Source organism: Thalassoglobus polymorphus, assembly GCF_007744255.1.
Lineage (GTDB): Bacteria > Planctomycetota > Planctomycetia > Planctomycetales > Planctomycetaceae > Thalassoglobus > Thalassoglobus polymorphus.
The window spans coordinates 3,285,310-3,305,041 of sequence record NZ_CP036267.1; the positions used below are offsets into that span (position 1 = coordinate 3,285,310).

The following is a 19,732-nucleotide window of genomic DNA, read 5'->3' on the forward strand; positions in this document are numbered from 1 at the left end:
GATTTGCAACTGAATTAAAGCCGAAGTTTTCTGAGAACCCATATTTCGTGCTCAAGGCTTGTCAAGCACTCACGATTGCAAAATCGTACTCGAGCGTTCCCGAAAAGATTTACGCCTTCATTTCCGTGGTGCCCTGCACTTCGCCTGAAGAAAGACTCGCTTCGCGGCCCCGAGGAACACTTATGAAATTCTGGAGCATTGCCCCTTTGCTCTGATAGACTGATTGCGTAAGATATAAGTTCTCGGGGGCGATCGGATTCGACTGGTTTACCGCGGGTGAAGGTTGCGTGTCGTGGTTGATCGGCAGGCCACGTAAAAAGCTGATCACACAATAATTGCAAATAACCAATTTGCTATGGTTGCCTAATAGGCTTCCCCGAACAAGAAATCCCTGCCTGAGGAGTTCGAAGTTCGGTCACAAAATCAGGCTGGCTTCAGACCAATGGTTGCTACTTCTGAAGTAAGATTCGTTGCGACCTGCTCTGCCGGCGAGACTGTCGTTCGTCGCAAAGGCAGCTAAGACCAATAGGACGACTATACATGTAGACGCCTCACTTCAGGACTCACAGGACGCGGGTTCAATTCCCGCCGCCTCCATCTTAAGCCGTCTTACGATCATCGTAAGGCGGCTTTTTTTATTGCGTTTACGTCAAATCCCTTGCTGCGAAAGGACTTCGGAAAACGCTCTGTGTCAGGTTAGCGGCCGAAAGTGTCAGGTTGGCCGATCCGATGCTCGATTCTGGGCACCCCCTAGTGACTCCAGTTTGGAACTTCCGTTCACCAGATTGGAGACACGACATGCCTGCACGCGGAAGACAACTGAAACCTGACTCCAAAGGTCGATTTCGCCCGTATCTCGGATTCCGGGTGGATGCCGATAGCAGCCGCAAGGAACACCGATTCATCGTGACCTGCTCCACTTTTCTGGGCCATTCTTTATGAGAAAATCAATGGCTTCATCTGGCCAGGCTAGCCTGGCCAGATGAAGCGAAATCTTTGGGGGCCAGGTTGCCCAAAGCGCTGTGGGGTCGATGTTCGTTGTAGTCAACGCGCCAAGCTTCTGTCTTCTTCTTCGCGTCGTCAAGCGACAAGAACCAATTTTCATTCAGACACTCTGCCCGCACGCTTCCGTTGAAGGATTCAATGAATGCGTTATCCGTGGGTTTTCCGGGTCTACTGAAGTCGAGTGTCACTCCATTGGCATACGCCCACTGGTCTAAAATTTTCGATGTGAACTCGGGGCCGTTGTCCACACGAATCGTTTTTGGCAACGTGCGATCACAAGCCAAGTCCTCCAGGACTGAGACAACCTCCTTGCCTCGCATTCGCTGGCCAACCTCGATCGCAAGACTCTCACGAGTAAAGTGATCGACTATCGTCAACAGACGAATCTGGCGGCCATCAAAGAGTTCGTCAGACATGAAATCCATCGCCCAGCAGTCGTTAATGCGTGTCCGGCAACTCACTCGACGCCTGGGAGTCTTGGTTCGCAGACTCAGCCTTTCCTCGCGGTAGATCCGATACACACGCTTGGCATTCACCTCCCAGCCTTCACGACGCAGCAAAATGTGAAGTCGCCGATATCCGTAGTGAACTCGAATGGCTGCCAACTCCTTCAAACGCATTCGTAGAGCGACCTGCTCATCCTTCGTGGATTGATATCGATGACTTGAACGAGCCAAGCCAACCAAAACGCAAGCACGTCGCTCACTGATTCGATAGCACGACTTGGCTCCTTCGACGCATTCACGAAGGCGGGCAGGCTTTAGAGCTTTTTTGAAAGGACATCCTGTAAGATCTGCTTGTCCAGGCTCAGATCTGCCACCAGCGACTTCAAACGCTTGTTCTCTTCCTCCAAAGATTTCAAGCGGCGAAGCTCCTCCGTACCGAGCCCAGCAAACTTCTTCTTCCAACGATAGAACGTCTGCTGGCTAATTCCGAGCTTGCGACAAACCTCTTCGATTGGTGTGCCAGTCTCGGCTTGCTTGAGTGCAAAAGCAATCTGCTGATCGGTAAATTGACTCTTCTTCATGGTCATCTTTCTTCAAAATGGACGACCAGATTCTAACAGAGATTTTCTCACTTAGAATGGATCAGTTTTTTGGGAGCAGATCACGATGAAGGCCGAGGGAGATTCTGACGACGAAACGACGACGTCAGACTGAGCAGATCGTAAAGCTGCCACAGCAAAACACGATGGCAAGTGATCGGATTTGTCACAGACGTTTTCGCGATTCCAGAAGCAAAAATCATCGCAATGCGATACCATGCTAAAAGTTACGACTGTCAAAAGACGACATGTCACAGAAAGAAAGCCTGTCCAGATCCGCGACGGTTCCCAATGGTATTGTGAAAAACGTGAGGTTTTGCGAGGCCTCGAAGTTACTAATTCAGGCAAATTTGAATTCTCGCAAAATACATGTGCTCCCGAATCCAGGTCGTTCTTCCAGTGTGTTTGAAATGAAGAATCTGGAACAAGAATGGAAGCCCAATGAAACGTAATAAGAAAGCACTTTTTGAGAATTATCGAGCCAGCCAAACATCTGTTGATTTGCCGACAGATCATGAAGATGCTCTGATCTGCCCACTGTGCTGGGAAGAAACAGCTTACAATGATCTATCGATTGAGCACGCGCTCCCCGGTTCTGTCGGCGGTTCGGCGAAAGTGCTGACATGCCGCAGCTGTAACAACGAGCATGGAAGTTCATTGGATTCACACCTCTCTCAGTTTCAAAAGCTAAAGGATGCACTTCAGGGTCACGGGACAATCGCCACTGAATTGAACATCAACGGCAAAAGGATGGTTGCAAATCTTGATTGGAAAAACAAAAACTTTCATGTCGTTGGTAAGGCGACCGATCCTAGAGTAAACGACTTGGTAAAGGATGAATTCCAGGCTGGATTAGTCGAAAAAATGAAGGTGACGTTTTCATTCGGTTATGCAAAGAATCAATTCAATCGTGCAGCACTCCGCGCAGCCTATCTTGTCCTCTTTAGGTGCTTTGGATACCAATATGTGGTTCACGATGTCGTTCAGATTTTGAGACGAAGAATCTGTGATCCAACGCAAGAATTTCCTCGTCTTGGCTCGATGATTGTGGAGTTTCGCAACAAAGACAATTTCCCTGACCATGAGCCGCATTTAGTGTCCGTTGGAAATGTAAATGACGTCCAATTCTTTCTCGTGATTTTGCGAGTGAAGAAAGCAACCATTTCTCATATTGGTGTTTTCATGCCAGCCCCAACGGCTCCGACAGATCTATTTTTTGAGCTAATGGATCGATGTTCTCAGGAACACAACGGCGATTAATTTACAATCCCGGAAGGGGCGTATTTTGTTTAATGAATCCCCACACTTCGCACGTATGCCAAGCCTTGCTCCGCTGGTCAACTCAATTTAACTAGGCGGACAACTTCAATCTGCTCATTTTACCCGGGTGTCCGGGGCAATGGATTGGCCATCATTATTGGCCAGTTTGTATCCATCCAACTCACGCTTATTCTGGCCTTTGATCACTTTGCAGGTTTCTGCATCGCCAGATTCGATCAATATCTCAATTGCTTCCTTCGCTCGATTTCTGGAGAGGCCAGATAGGTCGGCCAGTGCGGTGAGTGATTCTCCAGTATGCTGAACATAAGCGCAAGATGTAGCTAGGCTTCGCAAGCAGATGAAGCCAGAAACGATAAAACGCTGAGGAATGGTGATTCCTCAGCGTTTCAATCGTGTTCAAAGTACACCCCGGAGGGATTCGAACCCCCAACCTCCGGTTCCGAAGGCGAACTTTAAGCTTCGTCCGAGCGGTCTCAAGGCTCGGGACACCAACATCTTACGAAGATTGATTACTTTTGCAAAGCGTTGTAAGACCATGCAAAACATGGCGTGAATAAGCGGTATTAGGGACGTATCTCAGTAGTTTCCGTATGCCATTGTAGTCATCAGGTAATCCGCTCAGTCAATTTTCAGATCTCCCCCTGAGCAGTATGACGCTGTTTGCGATGAACCTTCTTGTCCGACTTCAGAATCTCCTCGATGATCGACATGTAAGGATCGATCTTGGAACCACGAGGTTGACTCAACCGGTAACCTGGCGGTTCGATGAACGTCAGAATTTTTCCCAGCGTCTCCCAGTGAATATCGTATTCACGGCACGCGCCTCGATTACTGATCTGGCCTGTCAAAACACGACGACGAATCTTCGCCCACTTCTGCATGTCAGTAAACACCCGTCCCTCGCTGTCTTGAAGTTCAAAGAGTTGGTCAAAAGACCAACAGTCTGAACACCTGACAACAAGTGATCATCCGGGCGCGACACTTTTATCCCGAAAAACATCCCTCCAACAAGCGCTACGTTTTCTGGCCGGTGCTAACCTCTCCAGTCTCCCACTCCGTTCCACACGGTTCGTTCCAATGTACGAGCATCTCCGCCGAGAACTTTGACTCGCAGGCAGATGCGTACCATGCGGGGTTTTCCGCCATTGGCATTGATCTGTTCTCCGATCTGTCTGGCGGTCGCATGGTCTCCGCTTCGCATTAGTTGGCAAAGTCGTTGGGCGAGTTGCTCGTCTTCACCACCCAGGTCCGACTGAACCGCACGTTCCGACTCACGTTCGTGTGCCGGTCGCAAATCAATCCGTCTCGGTTGAACTGGTTTGCTGCCAAAGAGTTTTTTGAGAAGTCCCATGAGCGTTGTCCAATGCTGTTTGAATTAGAAAGAATGAGCTTTATTGAATGGAAATTCTTCTCCCCAGTGGCAGTATCTATCTGCCGTGATTACTCGTTTGATTACTCGTTTGATTACTCGTTTGATTACTCGTTTGATTACTCGTTTGATTGCACGTTTGATTGCACGACTGTTGCTAGTCCCAGTTGCTTTTTATTTTCGCCAGAGCATTGGACCAGCCAGACAAATGAGGCTCATCGCGAGCAAAGCGAAACTGGAAGGTTCTGGGACGGCAGATTCTTCAACATTTCCATTCAGAGTTAATCTAAGAAACTGAGTCGAGCTATCAGTCTCGTCATTCAGAAAGATGTTGAATCGCGAAGAGTAAGTCCCTACTGCACCAGTACTCAATGTGGCAAGGAAGTTCTGCGTTCCTCCTTCATCCAGATCTGGAAATCCTGTCAGATTCGTCGAGAATGCCGTGTTTCCTCCAGAGAAAAATGCAGAGAGAAAACTCAAAGGTGCAAGTGGCCCCGGTCCGCTTAGGTTTGTGATTGAAAACGGTAAGGTTGCGGGACCGGAACCGACTTCAACAGTTCCAAAATCGAGTGTCAGTTGGTCGATATCGGAGTCATTGTCGAATGATGCATTCGATGGATCGAAAAGCCCTTCGAATTCAAGATCAATCAGGAACGATGAGCCAGCTCCAAAAGAAGCATTAAACACCTGCCCAAACTCATTGACTGTTCCAGTAACGTCCAAAGTCAGCGAGTCGTCAGTCACGCTGATGTGGTTCTGGCCAAAGTGTCTCACTTCGGGGGTGATAAGTTGGTAGGTTGCGCCTACAATCTTTGCTTGTGGACGATTTACCGCGTTTAGGTCCGAAAACTCGATAACGTGTTCAGCAAAAGGGCTGAAATTACCACCGTCCACCGCATTCATGACAATGCTCGTCTCTCGGACATCGAATGTGTAATTTGTGAATACGTTTCCAAGATCGGTTGTTCCACCAGAGACAATCTCGGGGGCGCCTCCGTCTCGCACAAGGATATTTGTCGCTTCCTCCGGAGTTCCTCCATTAAAATTTCTCGCATAGTTGAAGGTACTACCGACAAGTCCAGCTTCAACCATTTTGGGTAGACCGATAGCGATAGAACACATACAGATGAAACCGAATTTTGACACTTTTCGAGACATTTTACACAATTTCATTTTCTATCTTTCAACCTTGTAAATGAGGGTTCAATCTTCTCAGGTCTGGAAGAATTCAGATTTGTGTGGGCAAGATTTCCACCCTTGACAAGAACGAAGTGGCATAACGCGAAACCACATGTTTTGGTGAATGTCTCGAAATTCCACGCAAACAATGAGACGCTCGAAGGTTGTGAATGAGTCCGACTACTGCTTGCAGCATTTGTGACTGGAATTCAACTTATCATCACATTATCTTTGTAGTTGCGTCTTTTCCGGGTTGTAGCGTGAAGCAGAGAATCGGGGTTGAATTCTTCTTGCTTGCGCATCTTTTCTTTTTTGCGTTGAGAATTTCTTCGATGGTCTCGACTTCCTCCGATTTGATCGATGGTGTTCGCCGGCACGACCCGCCGGCTTGGGAGAGACTCGTGCGGATATACAGCCCGCTGGTCTATCACTGGTGTCGGCATCGGGCGGAACTCTCCGCTGAGGACGCAGCCGATGTTCTACAGGAAGTGTTCGCAGCCGTGACTCGGTCGATAGGGGAGTTTGAGAGAAGAAAAGCGAACAACGAGAACGGTCAGCCAGGGACATTTCGTGGTTGGCTGCGTGTGTTGACGTCTAATAAGATTCACGATTTTCATCGGCGAAACGCACACAAAACACAAGCGACTGGTGGCTCAGACGCGATCCAAAGGCTCAGCCAGGTCCCCGATTTGTTTCCGGGGAACTTTGATTCCGAGTCACCTGAGTCGGGCGAAGAAATTTGTGAGCAGTCCATTTTAATTAACCGTCTTCTGGATGAATTACGGCCACGATATAAGGAGGAAAGCTGGAAGGCGTTCTGGCAGTCTGAACTGGCGGGGCGTCCACGGCAGGAAATCGCAAACGAGTTGGGGATCTCAATCGATGCAGTCAACATGGCTATTTTCCGAATTCGTAAGCGACTACGAGAGGAACTCGAAGGGTTTCTAGAGGAATAAAACAATCCTTCAGCCACATAACATTTGGCGTTATGCTTGAACGTTCTTGGTGGTGTTGTCTTATCCTGCATGAACTTATTTTTTTTCTGAGAGGAAGAAGAGGCAAGCAGCGGAGATGACTCACACCGGCGGGCAAGAATAGAACGGAACTCGACATCCATGCCGATCCCTGATCACAACAAACCTGATCCACCGGGACCAGAGTTGACCTCTGATCCACTCGACAAGTATTTCCAGGAGCATATTGAAACGTGTGCAGCGTGTCGCGAGGTGACAAGTGATGCCGGGCGCGATCCCTCAGCAACTTTGAGGAACATCTTATCACAGTCGGTACTTGTCGAATTGCTGAGCGAGCCAGCCTACCTTGAGGCAGTGACGAAAATTCAGCAGATGCAGGGCGAAGAATTTGCGCTCGTAGTGGAAAATTCAACCATTCTCGAAGCTGGATCTCAAATTGGGCATTACAAGATTTTGGAGTTCATAGCCCAGGGTGGGATGGGTCAGGTTTATCGAGCGGAGCATGTTGAACTTCATAAATCCTTCGCAATGAAACTCCTTCCGAAGCACAGAGAAGAGAGTACCCACGCAATTGATCGCTTTCGACGCGAAATGAAGGCACTCGGTCAGTTCAGCCATCCTCATGTGGTAATGGCCACAGATGGTGGAGAAGACTTAGGCAGATTTTATCTGGTCATGGAGTTCGTTGACGGACGAAATTTCACGGATCTGATTCAAGATCTGGGGCCACTCCCGATTGCAGATGCTGCTGAGTTAATCCGACAAGCTGCACTGGGAGTCGAAGCGATCCATCGCCAAGGGATGGTTCATCGCGATATCAAACCCTCAAACCTCATACTCTCAAATGATGGCATCGTGAAAGTTCTCGATTTAGGATTATCAAGATTTTCAACAACCTTGATCGACGAAGAAGACTTGACCGCCACAGGTCAGATTTTGGGAACCAGAAGATTTATGGCTCCCGAGCAGTTCGAGACAAGTCAGGTTGATGCCCGAGCAGACTTGTACAGTCTTGCTGCCTCACTAGAAAGCTTGCTGACTGGTGGTCTCCCTTTAATCGAAGAGTCAAATGACTCAAAGCATGGCACGAATAAAGTTCAAAAATCGTCCGTGTGTAGAGCGTTATCGAAACGCGATGATCTCCCGAAAGAACTTATCGAGATCCTGAGCCGGTTCACCGCACGCAGGCCGAATGATCGACCGAGTTCAGCAAAGGATTTGATCGAAGCGTTACAACCATTCTGTGCTGGATACGATCTCTCATCTCTTGTGCAAAGAAAGATGCATTCGAATGAAGTCGTCGCCGGAGAAATTGATTCAACAGATGGAGAACCACGTCACTCCGCACAGCCGAGAGTTCGATCTCAACAACGTCTCATGTGGGGAATGTTCTTCACTGCGCTGGCTGCTGTATCAATGTGGTTCGGATTCTCAAACATCGAGAGAAATATCGCATCAAGTTCGGATTCACCTGAAACTCAACCACAAAGCAAGAACACGTTAAAGCAAGTTCCCTCGGTTTCAAAAGTGCCTCAGCCACCGATCGAACAATTGCAGGAACGCCAGATTGCAGAATGGGTTCTAGAAAAAGGAGGGGAAGTTGTTCGACATCCACATGGCAAAATTCAGAGTGTGAAGGAGATCCCTGAGGAAGGCCCTTTTCGTATTCGATCCATTTCACTGATTGACCGGGGAGTTTCCAATATTGACATTCTCCCGTTTCAGCGGCTTTCCATGATCGACGGATTAACCCTGTCGAACAATTCCTCGCTCACAGATCGTGGCTTAATCGGACTTTCAAAAATCAAGACCCTGAGATGGCTTTATGTCGGTGGAACGCAAATCACCGACCAGGCTCTGGTCAGCTACAATGAGCTATCAAAGTTGGAGACTTTAGGACTTGGCAAAACTTCAATTTCTGGTGCTGGGTTAGAGGTTCTCTCCAAACAGACTCGCTTGCGAGAAATTCAATTGAATGGCACCGCAATCTCAAACTCAGGGCTCAGCCATTTAAAGAATTTCCCCAACCTGATTAGACTGAACCTCTCATCGACAAACGTATCAGACGCAGGACTGATCCAACTCGTTGAGTCTGCACCAAGAATCAAGTATCTGCAGTTGCAACTTACAAAAATTACTGATGAGGGACTCCTGCATCTAACAAACTTGAAACAGCTCAAAGAACTCAACCTGCAGCAGACATCTGTAACCACTCAAGGAGTCGAGGCACTTCGTCATGCGATTCCGGATTGTCATGTGAAACATTAATATTTTATGTCAGCTCCTCTATTTGCCCCGGAGCCACCGACATGACAACTCTGCGGCCCCAAATCCCAACATAACTGGTACCACTACTAAAGCAGTTTGCTTTACCGTGTCCCCATGAAGAACGTGTTTCTTGTGTCCGTGTAGAGCGATTTTCATCTGATGAATCACTGATTTTCACGGGACTGTTCGCGTACATCTTTTTCAAACTGCATTAGACCACAGAGAGATCGCTCAAGAATCTCTCCTGTCGCTTTAACCACACATCGAGTCAGAATCATTTCGGGTTTTTGAAATGCGCAATTTGCTCAAAGCTCTGGCAAGACTGTTGAACTGGGACTGAGTCACTCAATTTTTGAGCAGCCGCTCAAGATTGATTTGCCGGAATTTTAATCCATTCGGAGAGTTGAACAGATCAACGTTCGGGGATACCTTACAAACTTAAGAGACAGCTTCTGGTTTCCACTCGAAAGGAGCAGACGCTCGAAAATTTGTAGACTTGCTTCGGACAAACATATCGATTCGACAACTGAGGAGATCACATCTTATGGGACTTTTTGACTCGCTCTTCGGCGGCATGGATGGAGGCGGACGACTTTCTCCTCAGGAAGCCTTCGCGGGAATTCTGATGGGTGCGACAGCTTGCGACGGACACCTCGCGGACGATGAAGTCCACGGCTTATGCGTCGCGCTCACCCGAATGAAACTGTACGAACGAATGAACGAGAAGCAGTTCAACCAAATGTTGAACAAGCTCTACGGAGTTATCAAAAAGAAAGGTGTCGAGTTCTTAATTGATGGATGCGTGGAGCAACTTCCAAGCGGCCTTGAAAAGACAGCGTTTGCGAATGCTTGTGACATTGTCCTGGCAGATGGAGTCATCGAGGATGACGAAAAAGAATTCATCGAGAAACTGCGAAAGAAATTGAATCTCGAAGGTCCGGTCGCCAAGGTGATTGCCGAAATTATGGTTGTCAAAAACCGGGGATAGCCTTGAACACCGGCTCCTCTAACGACAACGACCATTGAAAGCCAGCACATTCATACGCTCTCCCTGAACTTAACAGGATCAGTTTTATGTCTTTATTTGATGACGTCCTCGGTGATTCAGATGCTTTCTCAGAAAAATCGTTTGGTCCCCAGGAAGGATTTGCAGGGATACTGATTTCTGCATCTGCTTGTGACGGACATACTTCGGACGAGGAAGTCCGAGGAGTAATGAAAATTCTGGGTCGCATGAAACTTTACTCTCGCCTGTCTGATTCCAACTTCGGCAGTATGATGGATCGACTACTTGGTGTGCTCAAGAAAGGTGGGCCGGAGAAGCTGATTCAGAAATCAATTCCCGCCATCCCTCCGGAACTTCGAGAAACAGCTTTCGTCAACGCATGCGATATTGTCCTCGCTGACGGTGTCGTGGAAAACGACGAAAAAGAGTTTATCGACCAGATGATGCGCCAGCTCGAAATTGAAGGCAACCGCGCAAAAACCATCATTAAAGTCATGGTCTATAAGAACAAAGGCTAAGAATCGCGGCGAGCTGAGGCTTTAATGGTCAGAGCTTCCATGTTATCCTCGACCTTCCATCAAGTTGACAATGTGCCTGTTTAAGAGAGAGTTTAACTGTCATTGGTCTCATTAGCTCTCTGGTAGAGAACTCTCTTTGAACTGTCAAATCATCTTTGCGAGTGACGAGTGAGATGAAAATTCCCGAATAAGAACTCTTAGGCTCTTCCCGTTTACTTAAGCTGAATTCAGTTGTTCAAACATTGTTGGATCTAATCAATTTTATGAACGCCTGTTCCTGTGAACGGGCGTTGTTTTTTTCCTGCATGATCACCGAGATCCGCAGCCACTCACCCATCCCTAATTGACATCCATGTCCACTGAAATCTCATCGGAATCGACTCCTCAAGAGAACAGCGATAACGAACCTAGCCGGACAGGTCTTCTGGTCTGCATCGCCATCTGCATCGCCTTCGCTGCCTTTTGGTGGATCTCATCGACAACGGAAGCCACCTGGGCAATACTCGGGTTTCTAATGTTCGAAGTTGCTGTCATTTCCATTGTGATCTGGCAAGCTTGCGACCCCTTTGCCGATGCAGCTCAATGGGTGGGGCAAAAGTTACAAATCCCCGGTTCGGTACGTGGGGCGACGCTCGATGCAATTGCCAGTTCGATGCCGGAACTCTTTAGCGGGATTTTCTTTGTAATCTTGGCGATTCAGGCAGTCAGCGGTGGCGGAGATGCCAAAGCCATAGAAGCTGCCGGAGCAGAGGGTTACGGATCGACGATCGCGACATGTGCTGGGAGTGCGGTGTACAACATGATCCTGATCCCGGCGTTCTGCGCGTTGGTGATCGCCTACACTCGCAGAGAACGTCCGACGATTGATGTCGAAGATGAAGTCATCTCACGTGATGGCGTTTGGTTTGTCGCCTGTGAAATGCTTCTTATTCTGTTTTTGTTTCAGAACACGATGCATTGGTGGATGGGAATCATTTTCCTCATTGCTTATGCCGTATATATCTATCAGCTCTACCACGACGCACTTGTCTTTCGAAAGAAGATGGCAGCCACAAAATCTTATTTAACCAAATCACCACAGGCCCCCGAGATCGGACAAGTCATCGAAGCGTTACATGCTCAGGGAATGAATGTCTCCAGAGCGATGGTCATTCAAGCTCAGGAAGAAATTCGGTTGCACATAAGCCGTGAGGAACTTGAAGAAGAAGAGACTCCTGATGAAGCTGGAGTCTTCTTTGGCTATCTTTCGATCCCACTCAATAAACTTTCGACGCCCCTGATCCTGCTGACAGCAACTCTGGTCTCTGCCGTGGCCTGTTATTTTCTGGTTGAAGTCACCATCGAAACTTCGAAAGAACTTGCAGTCCCGGCGTTTTTCGTTGCAGTGATTCTAGCAGCTGCCGCATCCTCCGTCCCTGACACTTTTCTTGCAATTGCAGCGGCCCGCCGTGGTGATGACTCTGGCGCCGTTTCTAACGCCTTTGGCTCGAACATCTTCGACATCTGCGTCTGTCTATCGATTCCACTTCTCGTTAACAGTTACCTTACAGGGTGGCAGCCTGTAACTTTGTTGCAAGATGGCAAACCGATCGCCGGCCTTGTCGGTTTACGAATTCTCCTCGTTGCTCTGACAGTAGCAACACTGGCAATCATGTGGCATAACCGCCAGTTAACATTAAAGAAAGCAATTATCCTGTGCGGACTTTACGCCATCTTCATTGCTTACGCCGTACTAGGATCGCTTGGAATTTTATTCTAGAGCAGTTTGCTCTACCGTGTGTCCGTGAAGAACGCATTTCTCTAATGAAATTTCTTTTCGCCACGAGACAGATCCAGCAAACCAATTCGAAAGATGCCCTAGTTCAGCTGCGATGTGATTCCTGCGTTTCACTTATCACGAAAGACTCCCTCAATCAGGATGCTCAGTTAACGAAAAGTCATTTTCAAATTTCTGGTTCAGTCACAAATCGGCGAAGAGAATTTTGCGTTCGCAAAAATTCAGGAACCACATTTTTACATTTTGAGTGCTTTGCGAAGCACTGGTTCCATCGCTTCGGCATGTCGAAAGAACCCCAAATCAGAGGGATGCGATCCGTCAGTCGTGTCGTCGCGATCTTCTCCAAGTAGGGTATTCCCATCGATGTAGTAAAGCGATTTTGCTCCGCTTGCGAGTAAAGACTCATACGCAGCCCGATAAGCTTTGCGACTTCCGGAGTGGCGATCCTGCTGAGATTGCAAGAAAGGTGCGCTCGCATACGTGCGGTCTTCAACCATTACAATTGGAGTCTCGGGACGAGCCACGCGAAGTTGCTTGACCATGTTTTCGGCGCGGGATGCGACTTCTTGCCCTACCATGTTTGGCAAACAATCGAGAACATAGACAGCTGGATCGAGCTCTGCCAAGAACTCTCCAACTTCTGGTTCCATCTTTCCATTCCCGGAGAATCCCAAATTGAGAATCGGGAGATTCAGTCGACGTCCGAGGATCGATGGATGCGGCATTCCTGGCCGAGATGCACACGCTCCATGAGTAATTGAAGTCCCATAGAACAGAATTGGTTTCTCTTGCCGAGGTTCAATTGGCTCGAACACATTTCCCTCTGGAACTCCGACTTTCAGATACTCGGTCCCATTATAAAGCGGAAGATAGATCATGTAATTTCGCTTGCCTGGAATGAGGCCGGAAATCAAATTCACCTGAGCAGCCTGCTTGGTAGGTTTTACCACAGAAATCCATTTCCAATCTCCTTGCTCATCTTGAGCATACAGATCAAAACCACTCACACCGGTCGCTGGCATGTGAGGCATCGACAGACTCGATGATGTCACTTTGTAGTCAACATGGATCGATGTCGCATCCGTCGTGAATCGCACGGACATCCCGGCAGAGTGTCGACTCAAGTTCCAGACTGGAGTACGAACCTTCCCTTCCGCTCGGGCAGGCAGACGATCGAAAAACTTCGCTGTGTCGTTCCAGCCTTTCCCTTCAACTCCCCAATCTCGCACATCGTGCCAGACAATCTTCTTTCCCTTATCCTGCCCGAAACTTAGTGAGTACGGAGCAACTGCAAACAAGCTTGTCGCTGCGAGAAATCTTCGACGAGAAAGAGGCAATGTCATTGGTTCTATCACTTTTTCTAAGTGGACGACTTTACGATTGACGCGAGGGGCTTACAGCGAGGCTCTTTTCCCCACATCATCTTGATGTGAATCCATTGAGAGCTGAAATCGCTCAATCACGATCTTAACAGTCTTGAACTGATCCTGAAACTTGAAATTGCTCTCTCAAACGATGAGAAAAGAGGCTCTTCCAGAGATTTTCGGACTGATTCCAAGAGATCGTGTTGAGTCACTCAAAAATGGATTGTCAGATGAAATCTCTGGCTGGTTTCATTCATTTTCCACCCGGTTCATTTCAGTTTCTGCGGAGTCAAGTTATGTTTCCACGATCTATTTTTCAAGTTTTGGGAGACTGGGGCAATGCCCCCTGATACAATTCTCATTCAAAGCGGAGAACGTCACCGACCGATCTCGACGACCTGATAGACGATGAGTATTATTGAAAACACGAACAATACCGCGAAATCGTTGCAATTTTTTGAAATCACTCTCTCAACTTCTGAGTTTGCCAGAACAAATTGTTTGTGCAAATTGGTGAGAGCAAATATGAAATCCACACAAGACTTCTAAAATCGGTATCATTGACTGGAAATCCGGTCACTTTTCAAGTTTTGATAGAGCGAACTCAGTCAATAGAGACAGGGACATGGAACGCGAACAACTTAAACAGACTCTTTCGGAACTGCATCAAGAACTCGCTGAGTCTCCCGATCTGGTTGATACTGAAACGAAAGCCTTGATTCAACAGTTGGCGACAGACATTCAATTGGTCTGCACTTCAGATTCGGTCGAGCCTGGTGAGAAGAGCGAGCCCGTGCAGATTGAGAAGGAAGGCGTTCTTGATCAACTTCTGAGTCTGACGGATGAGTTCGAAGAATCATATCCGAAGCTCGCAGAGGCGATTGGACGCGTGGCAACTGCACTCAGCAGGATCGGAATCTGAGGGAATAGTCCTGAAGATGCAAACCTGCCGGAGTAAATCTGAAGGTGCAAAAGATGCAAACGGTAGAGAGTTTGTCCCCTGCCCTTTTTGCTAGGCAACATACCCTAGCTTCCGATAACGGTCCATTTTATTGCGAAGCGTTCGCGAGGTAACTCCCAAAGTTTCGGCAGCTGCGGATTTGTTCCCCTCATTCTGGGACAATCGCATGAGAATCACACGTCGCTCAATCTCTTCGAGTGGAAGCTTCAAAAAACTGGCTGGGAGTTCGTCTTCAAACGAATCCCGTTCTGTCGGCGTGGGGAACTCAACGGCAGTAATCTCTGGCCCTTGAGCCAACACGCAACTTTTCAGAACCGTATTCCTTAACTCACGGACATTGCCCGGCCAGTCATGCTCGCAAAGTTGCTTCATGACCGATGAGGAGACACGAAGAACCTGAAACTCCCCTTCAGACTGAAATCGTTTCAGAAAATGTGTCACGAGTGGAGGAATGTCATCTCGACGTTCTCGAAGCGGCGGAATATCGAGGCATAAGACGTTAATCCGATGCAGCAGATCTTCACGGAATCGTCGCTCTCGGACTTCTTGATCCAGCAAGCGATTCGTGGCAGCCACAATGCGAGCGTTGACCTTCAGATTTTGATTACTCCCGACTCGCTGATACTCACGCTCTTCGAGGACTCGCAACAGTTTGGCTTGAGTTCCGATTGGGAGCTCTCCGATTTCATCAAGAAAGAGCGTCCCGTTTTCAACGACCTCTAATCGTCCCTGACGAGACATCGTTGCCCCGGTGAACGCTCCTGTTTCATGCCCGAACAGTTCGCTTTCAATCAACTGTTCTGAGAGTGCGGCACAGTTGACCTGCAAATAGGGATTCATGCTGCGGTTGCTAAATTCATGAATCGCTCTCGCCAGCAATTCCTTGCCTGTTCCAGTTTCACCTGTAATTAAAATCGCTGCCGATGACTTTGCGAATCGTTTCGTTCGGTCTAACAACTCGTTGATGCACTGCGACTGAAAAATGATCGACACGTTTCCCCCCTCCGGATCGCTGTCAATGATTTTGCCCCCGTGATAGTCGGGCTCACGACCTCACAGACTTTATGCCAAGAGGCAGCAAGTCAAAACATTATTTTGCTACTGCCCCAAGAACTGCCCGCCACCTCGAATTTGAGTTCGTTCTTAATGTTTCTGATAGGCGGCTTTCATTTGTTTCACTTGGAATTGATGATCCCGTTTCGGAAGTAACTGCTCTCTTTGAGTTTTGAGCTTCCGTTCAAGAGCATCAACCTCATTGAGCAACATCGAGATGAGCCGTTCCTGCTCTTTGACAAGTGTTGAAAGCCGTTCGGAATTCCGTATCAAGCCAAACAGCGATTCTGACGCCCAACCTGCCCTGACTTCTGCTTGTTGAATAGCGCTCATAGTTTCTTGCAATTCATAATCAACATGATCTCCTGGACGATCAAACTTTCTCAGAACCTGCAAACCTCTCAGGTACAATGCATTGAGACTGAGCAAGTTTTTTTCAATTGAATGCTCATCCAAATCGATTCCTGAGTTCATCTCATTTTGTAAGGTCATTGACTTCCCTTTCCCACTGCTCCAGAGCAACTGAGATCGTTTGAATCTTTCTGTCGATCTCGATCTGTTCTTGAATCTGGTCGAGCCACCAACCTGAAACCGTTCCGATCCACTCCGACTCCTCATCGGAGACCAAACGGCGATACAATTGTTGAGCGACCTCCACCTGGCCAAGCTTGCGATAGCACCCCGCACGCAGAAAGTCAGCCCAGTGGGATTCATGGCGACTCCATTCTGTCTGCTCAATCGCACTTAAAACTCGCAGACATTCATCGTAGTGTCCGGTCGCGAAAAGGCTTGAAGAAAGTGCAAACCGATCAATAGGGCCATCACTCTTTCGTGAATCCTCTATCGTTTCCGAGTCTTTTCCTGGGGATGACTTTGCCACAGATTGTGACGGATCGTCGATCGGATCGCTCAACGACTCCACCATCAAAGGCAAACTCGAATTTGCTCCACTTGGGTCTTGCTGGTCTTCTCTATCGGGCATCGTTTCTGAACGGACCGACCTCGGTTTTGTACCTGCCTCAGAATCCGGCTCGGCCCCCGGCTCAGTCTTTGTTTCTTTTGGAACTTCGCCCGGGGTTGGGAGCGTCAACGGAGCGTTGGTGTTCCCCTGACGCGAAGGATTTGTTGATGGACTCTTGCCACGCTTCATCTCCATCCATCTCTCGGTCAGTTGTCGCATTTGTTCCTGCAGATCATCAAACCGCTGCATCTTCTTTTCGAGTAAATTCTCCTGCTGAGGAGAATTCAGCTGATTCGTTTTTTCGACAACTTCATCAATCAACGAATCCGAAGTATTTTCCACTTCCCCAGCAGAGAGCGAATGCAGTGCGATGAAAATAAAGCAGACTGAGAGGAGCACGATTGTATTTTTCATAGTCAGCGAATTCAAAATAATGAGGATGTGAAAGAAGGACAATCTTGAATCACGGTTCATTCCCGCTCAGGACTGATTCGAGAGTCCCTGTATAGCACTGAATCGCCATGTCGTGTTGCCCCTGTGACTGATAGACATGACCAATCTTTTGAAGCAGATACTGTTTCACTTTCCCAGATGACTCCGGATTGCTGACCACTGCTTTGTACAATTCGAGCAGTTCTTCAAGCGAAATGTTCGGTGGAAGACTTGAAATCATGTCAAGCGAGTCGTTAGCCGCCCCAATTGATCGACGACACTTCTCTTCAGAAGCCAAACTCTCAACGCTCGAACCAGAGAACAAGAGAGTTCGAAGCTGTTGCTCGATCGGAAGTCCAAGATGCTGCGATTGCTGAGATTGAAACAATCGCTGAGCTTCTTCATTGAATCCAAGTTCATGATATTCTCGGCAACTTAAGAACCACCAGTATTCGCCAAACGTCGAGTTGAAATCAAGATTGCTCAGTGCTGAGATCAACTCGACACTCTCCCGCCGAGTTCTCATCTTTGGACTTAAGTCCCCTGATTCGATCAGGGATGAGATGATCGTAATTTCATTTCGCTTTTCGAAAGAGTGCCGGTTCTGTAGACATCGTGTGAGAACTTCCTCACTCTCAGAAAATTGCCCTGACATCTGATACGCAGCGGCCAACGACAGAAGAATTTCCATTTGCAATCGATCATCGACCGTCAAATCCTGTGCGATACGAAGTGGTGAGACCGCTTTCGTCGGGCAGGCGTTTCGTAAATGAATACGCCCGATGTAAAGATTTGCAATCGCATCGGTATCGCCTCCCGCACCGAGATCTGCAGCTTTGTAAAATCCAGCCAAGGCCTCTTTACCATTTTTCTGTAAATGACACTTACCGATGTTGAGCCAAATTTCTCCGGCATGCGATGTATCAGGAAATTGTTCTAATGTCCGTTGGAGCCCCCGCAAGGCGACAGTACGATCGCCTTGCCGAGCCTTCAAAGCAGCAAGGGCAGTCATACTAATTGGGGCCAATGAATGTTCCGGTGCTGAGGTCATTGCAAATCGCAGAATCCGCTCAGCTTGTTCCAAATCGACATTCTCATCTCCATTTTCCAGAGAGTGAACATGAATCTCATTTCCCTGTTCTACCCAGCAGCATTCCAGAGGAAATAGAACTGAATCGAAAATCACTGAAAGCGGCAGGCCTTGAAAATTCGTGGCGATGTTTCGCTGAGACAGCCGCTCCAGACATTCTTCTTCAATGATGCAATTGATTCCTGATGCTGCGGAAATTTGAACAAGAAAATCTCGCACGGTGATCCCGGGGGATTGCACTTCCAGAAGGATCGAGTCGGAGGAACTGTCCAATCTCAAAACGTTTCGCACGAGTTCATCAGACGAAGACGGGAGATTACTTGCACGAGAGGTCACGAGAATTTCGTTGACGAACTTTTCGGCAGCGATCTCTTCTGCAGGAATGGTCAGATCATCATCTGAAAGAGACGACAATCCCGCATCAGACTTGAGTGCGATTGCTGCGGAGACCAACCCAATCTGATGCACGAGTCTTGCTTCGACGGCAACCGAGCGAACGTCTTGATGAGTCAGCAGAGTACGAAGGAGGTCGTTTCGTGCAGAGAGAGCTTTTCCACTTTTTGACCAGATACGCGCCCGCCCAAGACGTGCAGCGGTGAGGACTGGCTGAGATTGAGTGCGGCTGATGGCTGTTTGATAATTCTCAACAGCCTCTTGATACAGCCCGAGTGTTTCCTGGCAAACCGCGAGCTTGAGGAAAGTCCGACCGTCCACGCGGGCGCCTTGTGTCTTACAAATTTCTGAGAGAAGGTCCTCGGCATGTTCATAGCGAGCATCTTGAATTGCCTGCTCCGCTTCGTCCAGTAGAACCGGCGTGGAACGCGCAAATCTTTGACCATTCCGTTTGAGAACTGGCTGACCGGATGCTGGCTGTCCCAAGGAATCAGCCTCGTTCGATTCAGCCGTCTTGCTCTGTTCGTAGTTGCCCTGTTCATAACTGCCCTGTTCATAGTTTTTGCTTCGCTGGACTCCCTTGGATTCTCCAACCTTAAGTGCTGCATAATTCAACTTTTGCTGAGTGGACAATCCAATGCACACCCCGCAGATAACGCAAATGGCCGTGGCAATCCCAATCGAGCGTGATCTCATCTGCACGTTGCTTCCCTCCTGCGATCAGCAAACAAACTCATCATGTGCTTTGCTCGTCATTTTGAATTGCCACACCCATAACGCACGGGTCTGCTTCTGTATGAAACAGTCCGTGACGTAAGGAATGTTGCAGCCGTTAAAAATTGCTTAACCGTGCCAATCTCATCGACGTCTTAGGAAACCGAGTTCAGCAAAAAAACTTTGAGCAAGTTTTGCTCAAGCGCTTCGATCACTTCACTGGCACATCATGCTGGAGAAGAAACGATGCAAATCCAAAGAGTTCATACTGAACATCTACCATTTCCCTCTTCGGGAGGTCCACATTCGACTTCCTCCCCGAGGGTGATCGATGAACAAATT

General features: G+C 48.2%; 17 protein-coding genes and 1 other RNA gene. 9 read left to right on the top strand and 9 right to left on the bottom strand.

Translation table 11 applies throughout. The features are described 5' to 3' along the window. Positions 1-244 precede the first annotated feature (244 nt). Positions 245-600, top strand: a transfer-messenger RNA (tmRNA) gene (ssrA, locus tag Mal48_RS11805). Between the two features lie 198 nt (positions 601-798). Further along, complete coding sequence (locus Mal48_RS23265; protein ID WP_197441648.1) at positions 799-942, top strand: hypothetical protein; 144 nt, start codon at positions 799-801, stop codon at positions 940-942. Between the two features lie 14 nt (positions 943-956). Here the strand turns inward: Mal48_RS23265 and Mal48_RS11810 are convergent. Next, a protein-coding gene (locus tag Mal48_RS11810; RefSeq protein ID WP_145198569.1) for an IS3 family transposase occupies positions 957-2,032 on the bottom strand; the annotation gives its coding sequence in 2 pieces (ribosomal slippage) (positions 957-1,780 and positions 1,780-2,032; 1,077 coding nt in all). 459 nt (positions 2,033-2,491) lie between these two features. Between Mal48_RS11810 and Mal48_RS11815 the strand changes: the two genes are divergently transcribed. Further along, complete coding sequence (locus tag Mal48_RS11815; protein ID WP_145199399.1) at positions 2,492-3,310, top strand: HNH endonuclease; 819 nt, start codon at positions 2,492-2,494, stop codon at positions 3,308-3,310. A gap of 650 nt (positions 3,311-3,960) precedes the next feature. Here Mal48_RS11815 and Mal48_RS11820 read toward each other — a convergent pair. The 3 genes from Mal48_RS11820 to Mal48_RS11830 form a co-directional block, all read right to left on the bottom strand. Continuing rightward, positions 3,961-4,224, bottom strand: coding sequence for a hypothetical protein (locus Mal48_RS11820; protein WP_145199402.1), 264 nt, complete (start codon positions 4,222-4,224; stop codon positions 3,961-3,963). Positions 4,225-4,364: 140 nt separating this feature from the next. Next, positions 4,365-4,682: a hypothetical protein gene (locus Mal48_RS11825; protein ID WP_145199405.1), complete on the bottom strand. Its 318-nt coding sequence runs from the start codon at positions 4,680-4,682 to the stop codon at positions 4,365-4,367. 192 nt (positions 4,683-4,874) lie between these two features. After that, a complete protein-coding gene (locus tag Mal48_RS11830; protein WP_197441649.1) occupies positions 4,875-5,858 on the bottom strand; it encodes a PEP-CTERM sorting domain-containing protein in 984 nt (327 codons plus the stop codon). Between the two features lie 353 nt (positions 5,859-6,211). Between Mal48_RS11830 and Mal48_RS11835 the strand changes: the two genes are divergently transcribed. The 5 genes from Mal48_RS11835 (at position 6,212) to Mal48_RS11855 (ending at position 12,404) form a co-directional block, all read left to right on the top strand. After that, positions 6,212-6,835 (top strand): RNA polymerase sigma factor, encoded by a 624-nt coding sequence (locus Mal48_RS11835; protein ID WP_197441650.1) that lies wholly within the window; start codon positions 6,212-6,214, stop codon positions 6,833-6,835. A 159-nt stretch (positions 6,836-6,994) separates the two neighbouring features. Continuing rightward, complete coding sequence (locus Mal48_RS11840; RefSeq protein ID WP_145199414.1) at positions 6,995-9,121, top strand: protein kinase domain-containing protein; 2,127 nt, start codon at positions 6,995-6,997, stop codon at positions 9,119-9,121. Between the two features lie 544 nt (positions 9,122-9,665). Beyond that, positions 9,666-10,109: a tellurite resistance TerB family protein gene (locus Mal48_RS11845; RefSeq protein ID WP_145199417.1), complete on the top strand. Its 444-nt coding sequence runs from the start codon at positions 9,666-9,668 to the stop codon at positions 10,107-10,109. A gap of 86 nt (positions 10,110-10,195) precedes the next feature. Next, a complete protein-coding gene (locus tag Mal48_RS11850) occupies positions 10,196-10,645 on the top strand; it encodes a tellurite resistance TerB family protein (protein WP_145199420.1) in 450 nt (149 codons plus the stop codon). 352 nt (positions 10,646-10,997) lie between these two features. After that, complete coding sequence (locus tag Mal48_RS11855) at positions 10,998-12,404, top strand: sodium:calcium antiporter (protein ID WP_145199423.1); 1,407 nt, start codon at positions 10,998-11,000, stop codon at positions 12,402-12,404. Between the two features lie 254 nt (positions 12,405-12,658). Here Mal48_RS11855 and Mal48_RS11860 read toward each other — a convergent pair whose 3' ends face one another. Beyond that, a complete protein-coding gene (locus tag Mal48_RS11860) occupies positions 12,659-13,765 on the bottom strand; it encodes an SGNH/GDSL hydrolase family protein (RefSeq protein WP_145199426.1) in 1,107 nt (368 codons plus the stop codon). Between the two features lie 646 nt (positions 13,766-14,411). On the opposite strand from Mal48_RS11860, the gene Mal48_RS11865 reads away from it, so the two are divergent. Then, positions 14,412-14,708, top strand: a complete 297-nt coding sequence (locus tag Mal48_RS11865) for a DUF4404 family protein (protein WP_145199429.1) — start codon at positions 14,412-14,414, stop codon at positions 14,706-14,708. A 90-nt stretch (positions 14,709-14,798) separates the two neighbouring features. Here the strand turns inward: Mal48_RS11865 and Mal48_RS11870 are convergent, their stop codons facing one another. The 4 genes from Mal48_RS11870 to Mal48_RS11885 form a co-directional block, all read right to left on the bottom strand. Then, complete coding sequence (locus tag Mal48_RS11870; protein WP_145199432.1) at positions 14,799-15,740, bottom strand: sigma-54 interaction domain-containing protein; 942 nt, start codon at positions 15,738-15,740, stop codon at positions 14,799-14,801. Positions 15,741-15,890: 150 nt separating this feature from the next. Then, positions 15,891-16,292, bottom strand: coding sequence for a hypothetical protein (locus Mal48_RS11875; protein WP_145199435.1), 402 nt, complete (start codon positions 16,290-16,292; stop codon positions 15,891-15,893). Next, positions 16,276-17,175, bottom strand: coding sequence for a hypothetical protein (locus tag Mal48_RS11880; protein ID WP_145199438.1), 900 nt, complete (start codon positions 17,173-17,175; stop codon positions 16,276-16,278). The genes Mal48_RS11875 and Mal48_RS11880 overlap by 17 nt, the downstream gene beginning before the upstream one ends. Positions 17,176-17,224: 49 nt before the next feature. Beyond that, positions 17,225-19,309 (bottom strand): tetratricopeptide repeat protein, encoded by a 2,085-nt coding sequence (locus tag Mal48_RS11885; protein ID WP_197441651.1) that lies wholly within the window; start codon positions 19,307-19,309, stop codon positions 17,225-17,227. Between the last annotated feature and the right edge of the window lie 423 nt (positions 19,310-19,732).

Coding starts and splice junctions, on each gene's coding strand:
- Mal48_RS23265 (WP_197441648.1), top strand. CDS start 799: ATGCCTGCACGCGGAAGACAACTGAAACCTGACTCCAAAGGTCGATTT.
- Mal48_RS11815 (WP_145199399.1), top strand. CDS start 2,492: ATGAAACGTAATAAGAAAGCACTTTTTGAGAATTATCGAGCCAGCCAA.
- Mal48_RS11825 (WP_145199405.1), bottom strand. CDS start 4,682: ATGGGACTTCTCAAAAAACTCTTTGGCAGCAAACCAGTTCAACCGAGA.
- Mal48_RS11830 (WP_197441649.1), bottom strand. CDS start 5,858: ATGTCTCGAAAAGTGTCAAAATTCGGTTTCATCTGTATGTGTTCTATC.
- Mal48_RS11835 (WP_197441650.1), top strand. CDS start 6,212: ATGGTCTCGACTTCCTCCGATTTGATCGATGGTGTTCGCCGGCACGAC.
- Mal48_RS11840 (WP_145199414.1), top strand. CDS start 6,995: ATGCCGATCCCTGATCACAACAAACCTGATCCACCGGGACCAGAGTTG.
- Mal48_RS11845 (WP_145199417.1), top strand. CDS start 9,666: ATGGGACTTTTTGACTCGCTCTTCGGCGGCATGGATGGAGGCGGACGA.
- Mal48_RS11850 (WP_145199420.1), top strand. CDS start 10,196: ATGTCTTTATTTGATGACGTCCTCGGTGATTCAGATGCTTTCTCAGAA.
- Mal48_RS11855 (WP_145199423.1), top strand. CDS start 10,998: ATGTCCACTGAAATCTCATCGGAATCGACTCCTCAAGAGAACAGCGAT.
- Mal48_RS11860 (WP_145199426.1), bottom strand. CDS start 13,765: ATGACATTGCCTCTTTCTCGTCGAAGATTTCTCGCAGCGACAAGCTTG.
- Mal48_RS11865 (WP_145199429.1), top strand. CDS start 14,412: ATGGAACGCGAACAACTTAAACAGACTCTTTCGGAACTGCATCAAGAA.
- Mal48_RS11875 (WP_145199435.1), bottom strand. CDS start 16,292: ATGACCTTACAAAATGAGATGAACTCAGGAATCGATTTGGATGAGCAT.
- Mal48_RS11880 (WP_145199438.1), bottom strand. CDS start 17,175: ATGAAAAATACAATCGTGCTCCTCTCAGTCTGCTTTATTTTCATCGCA.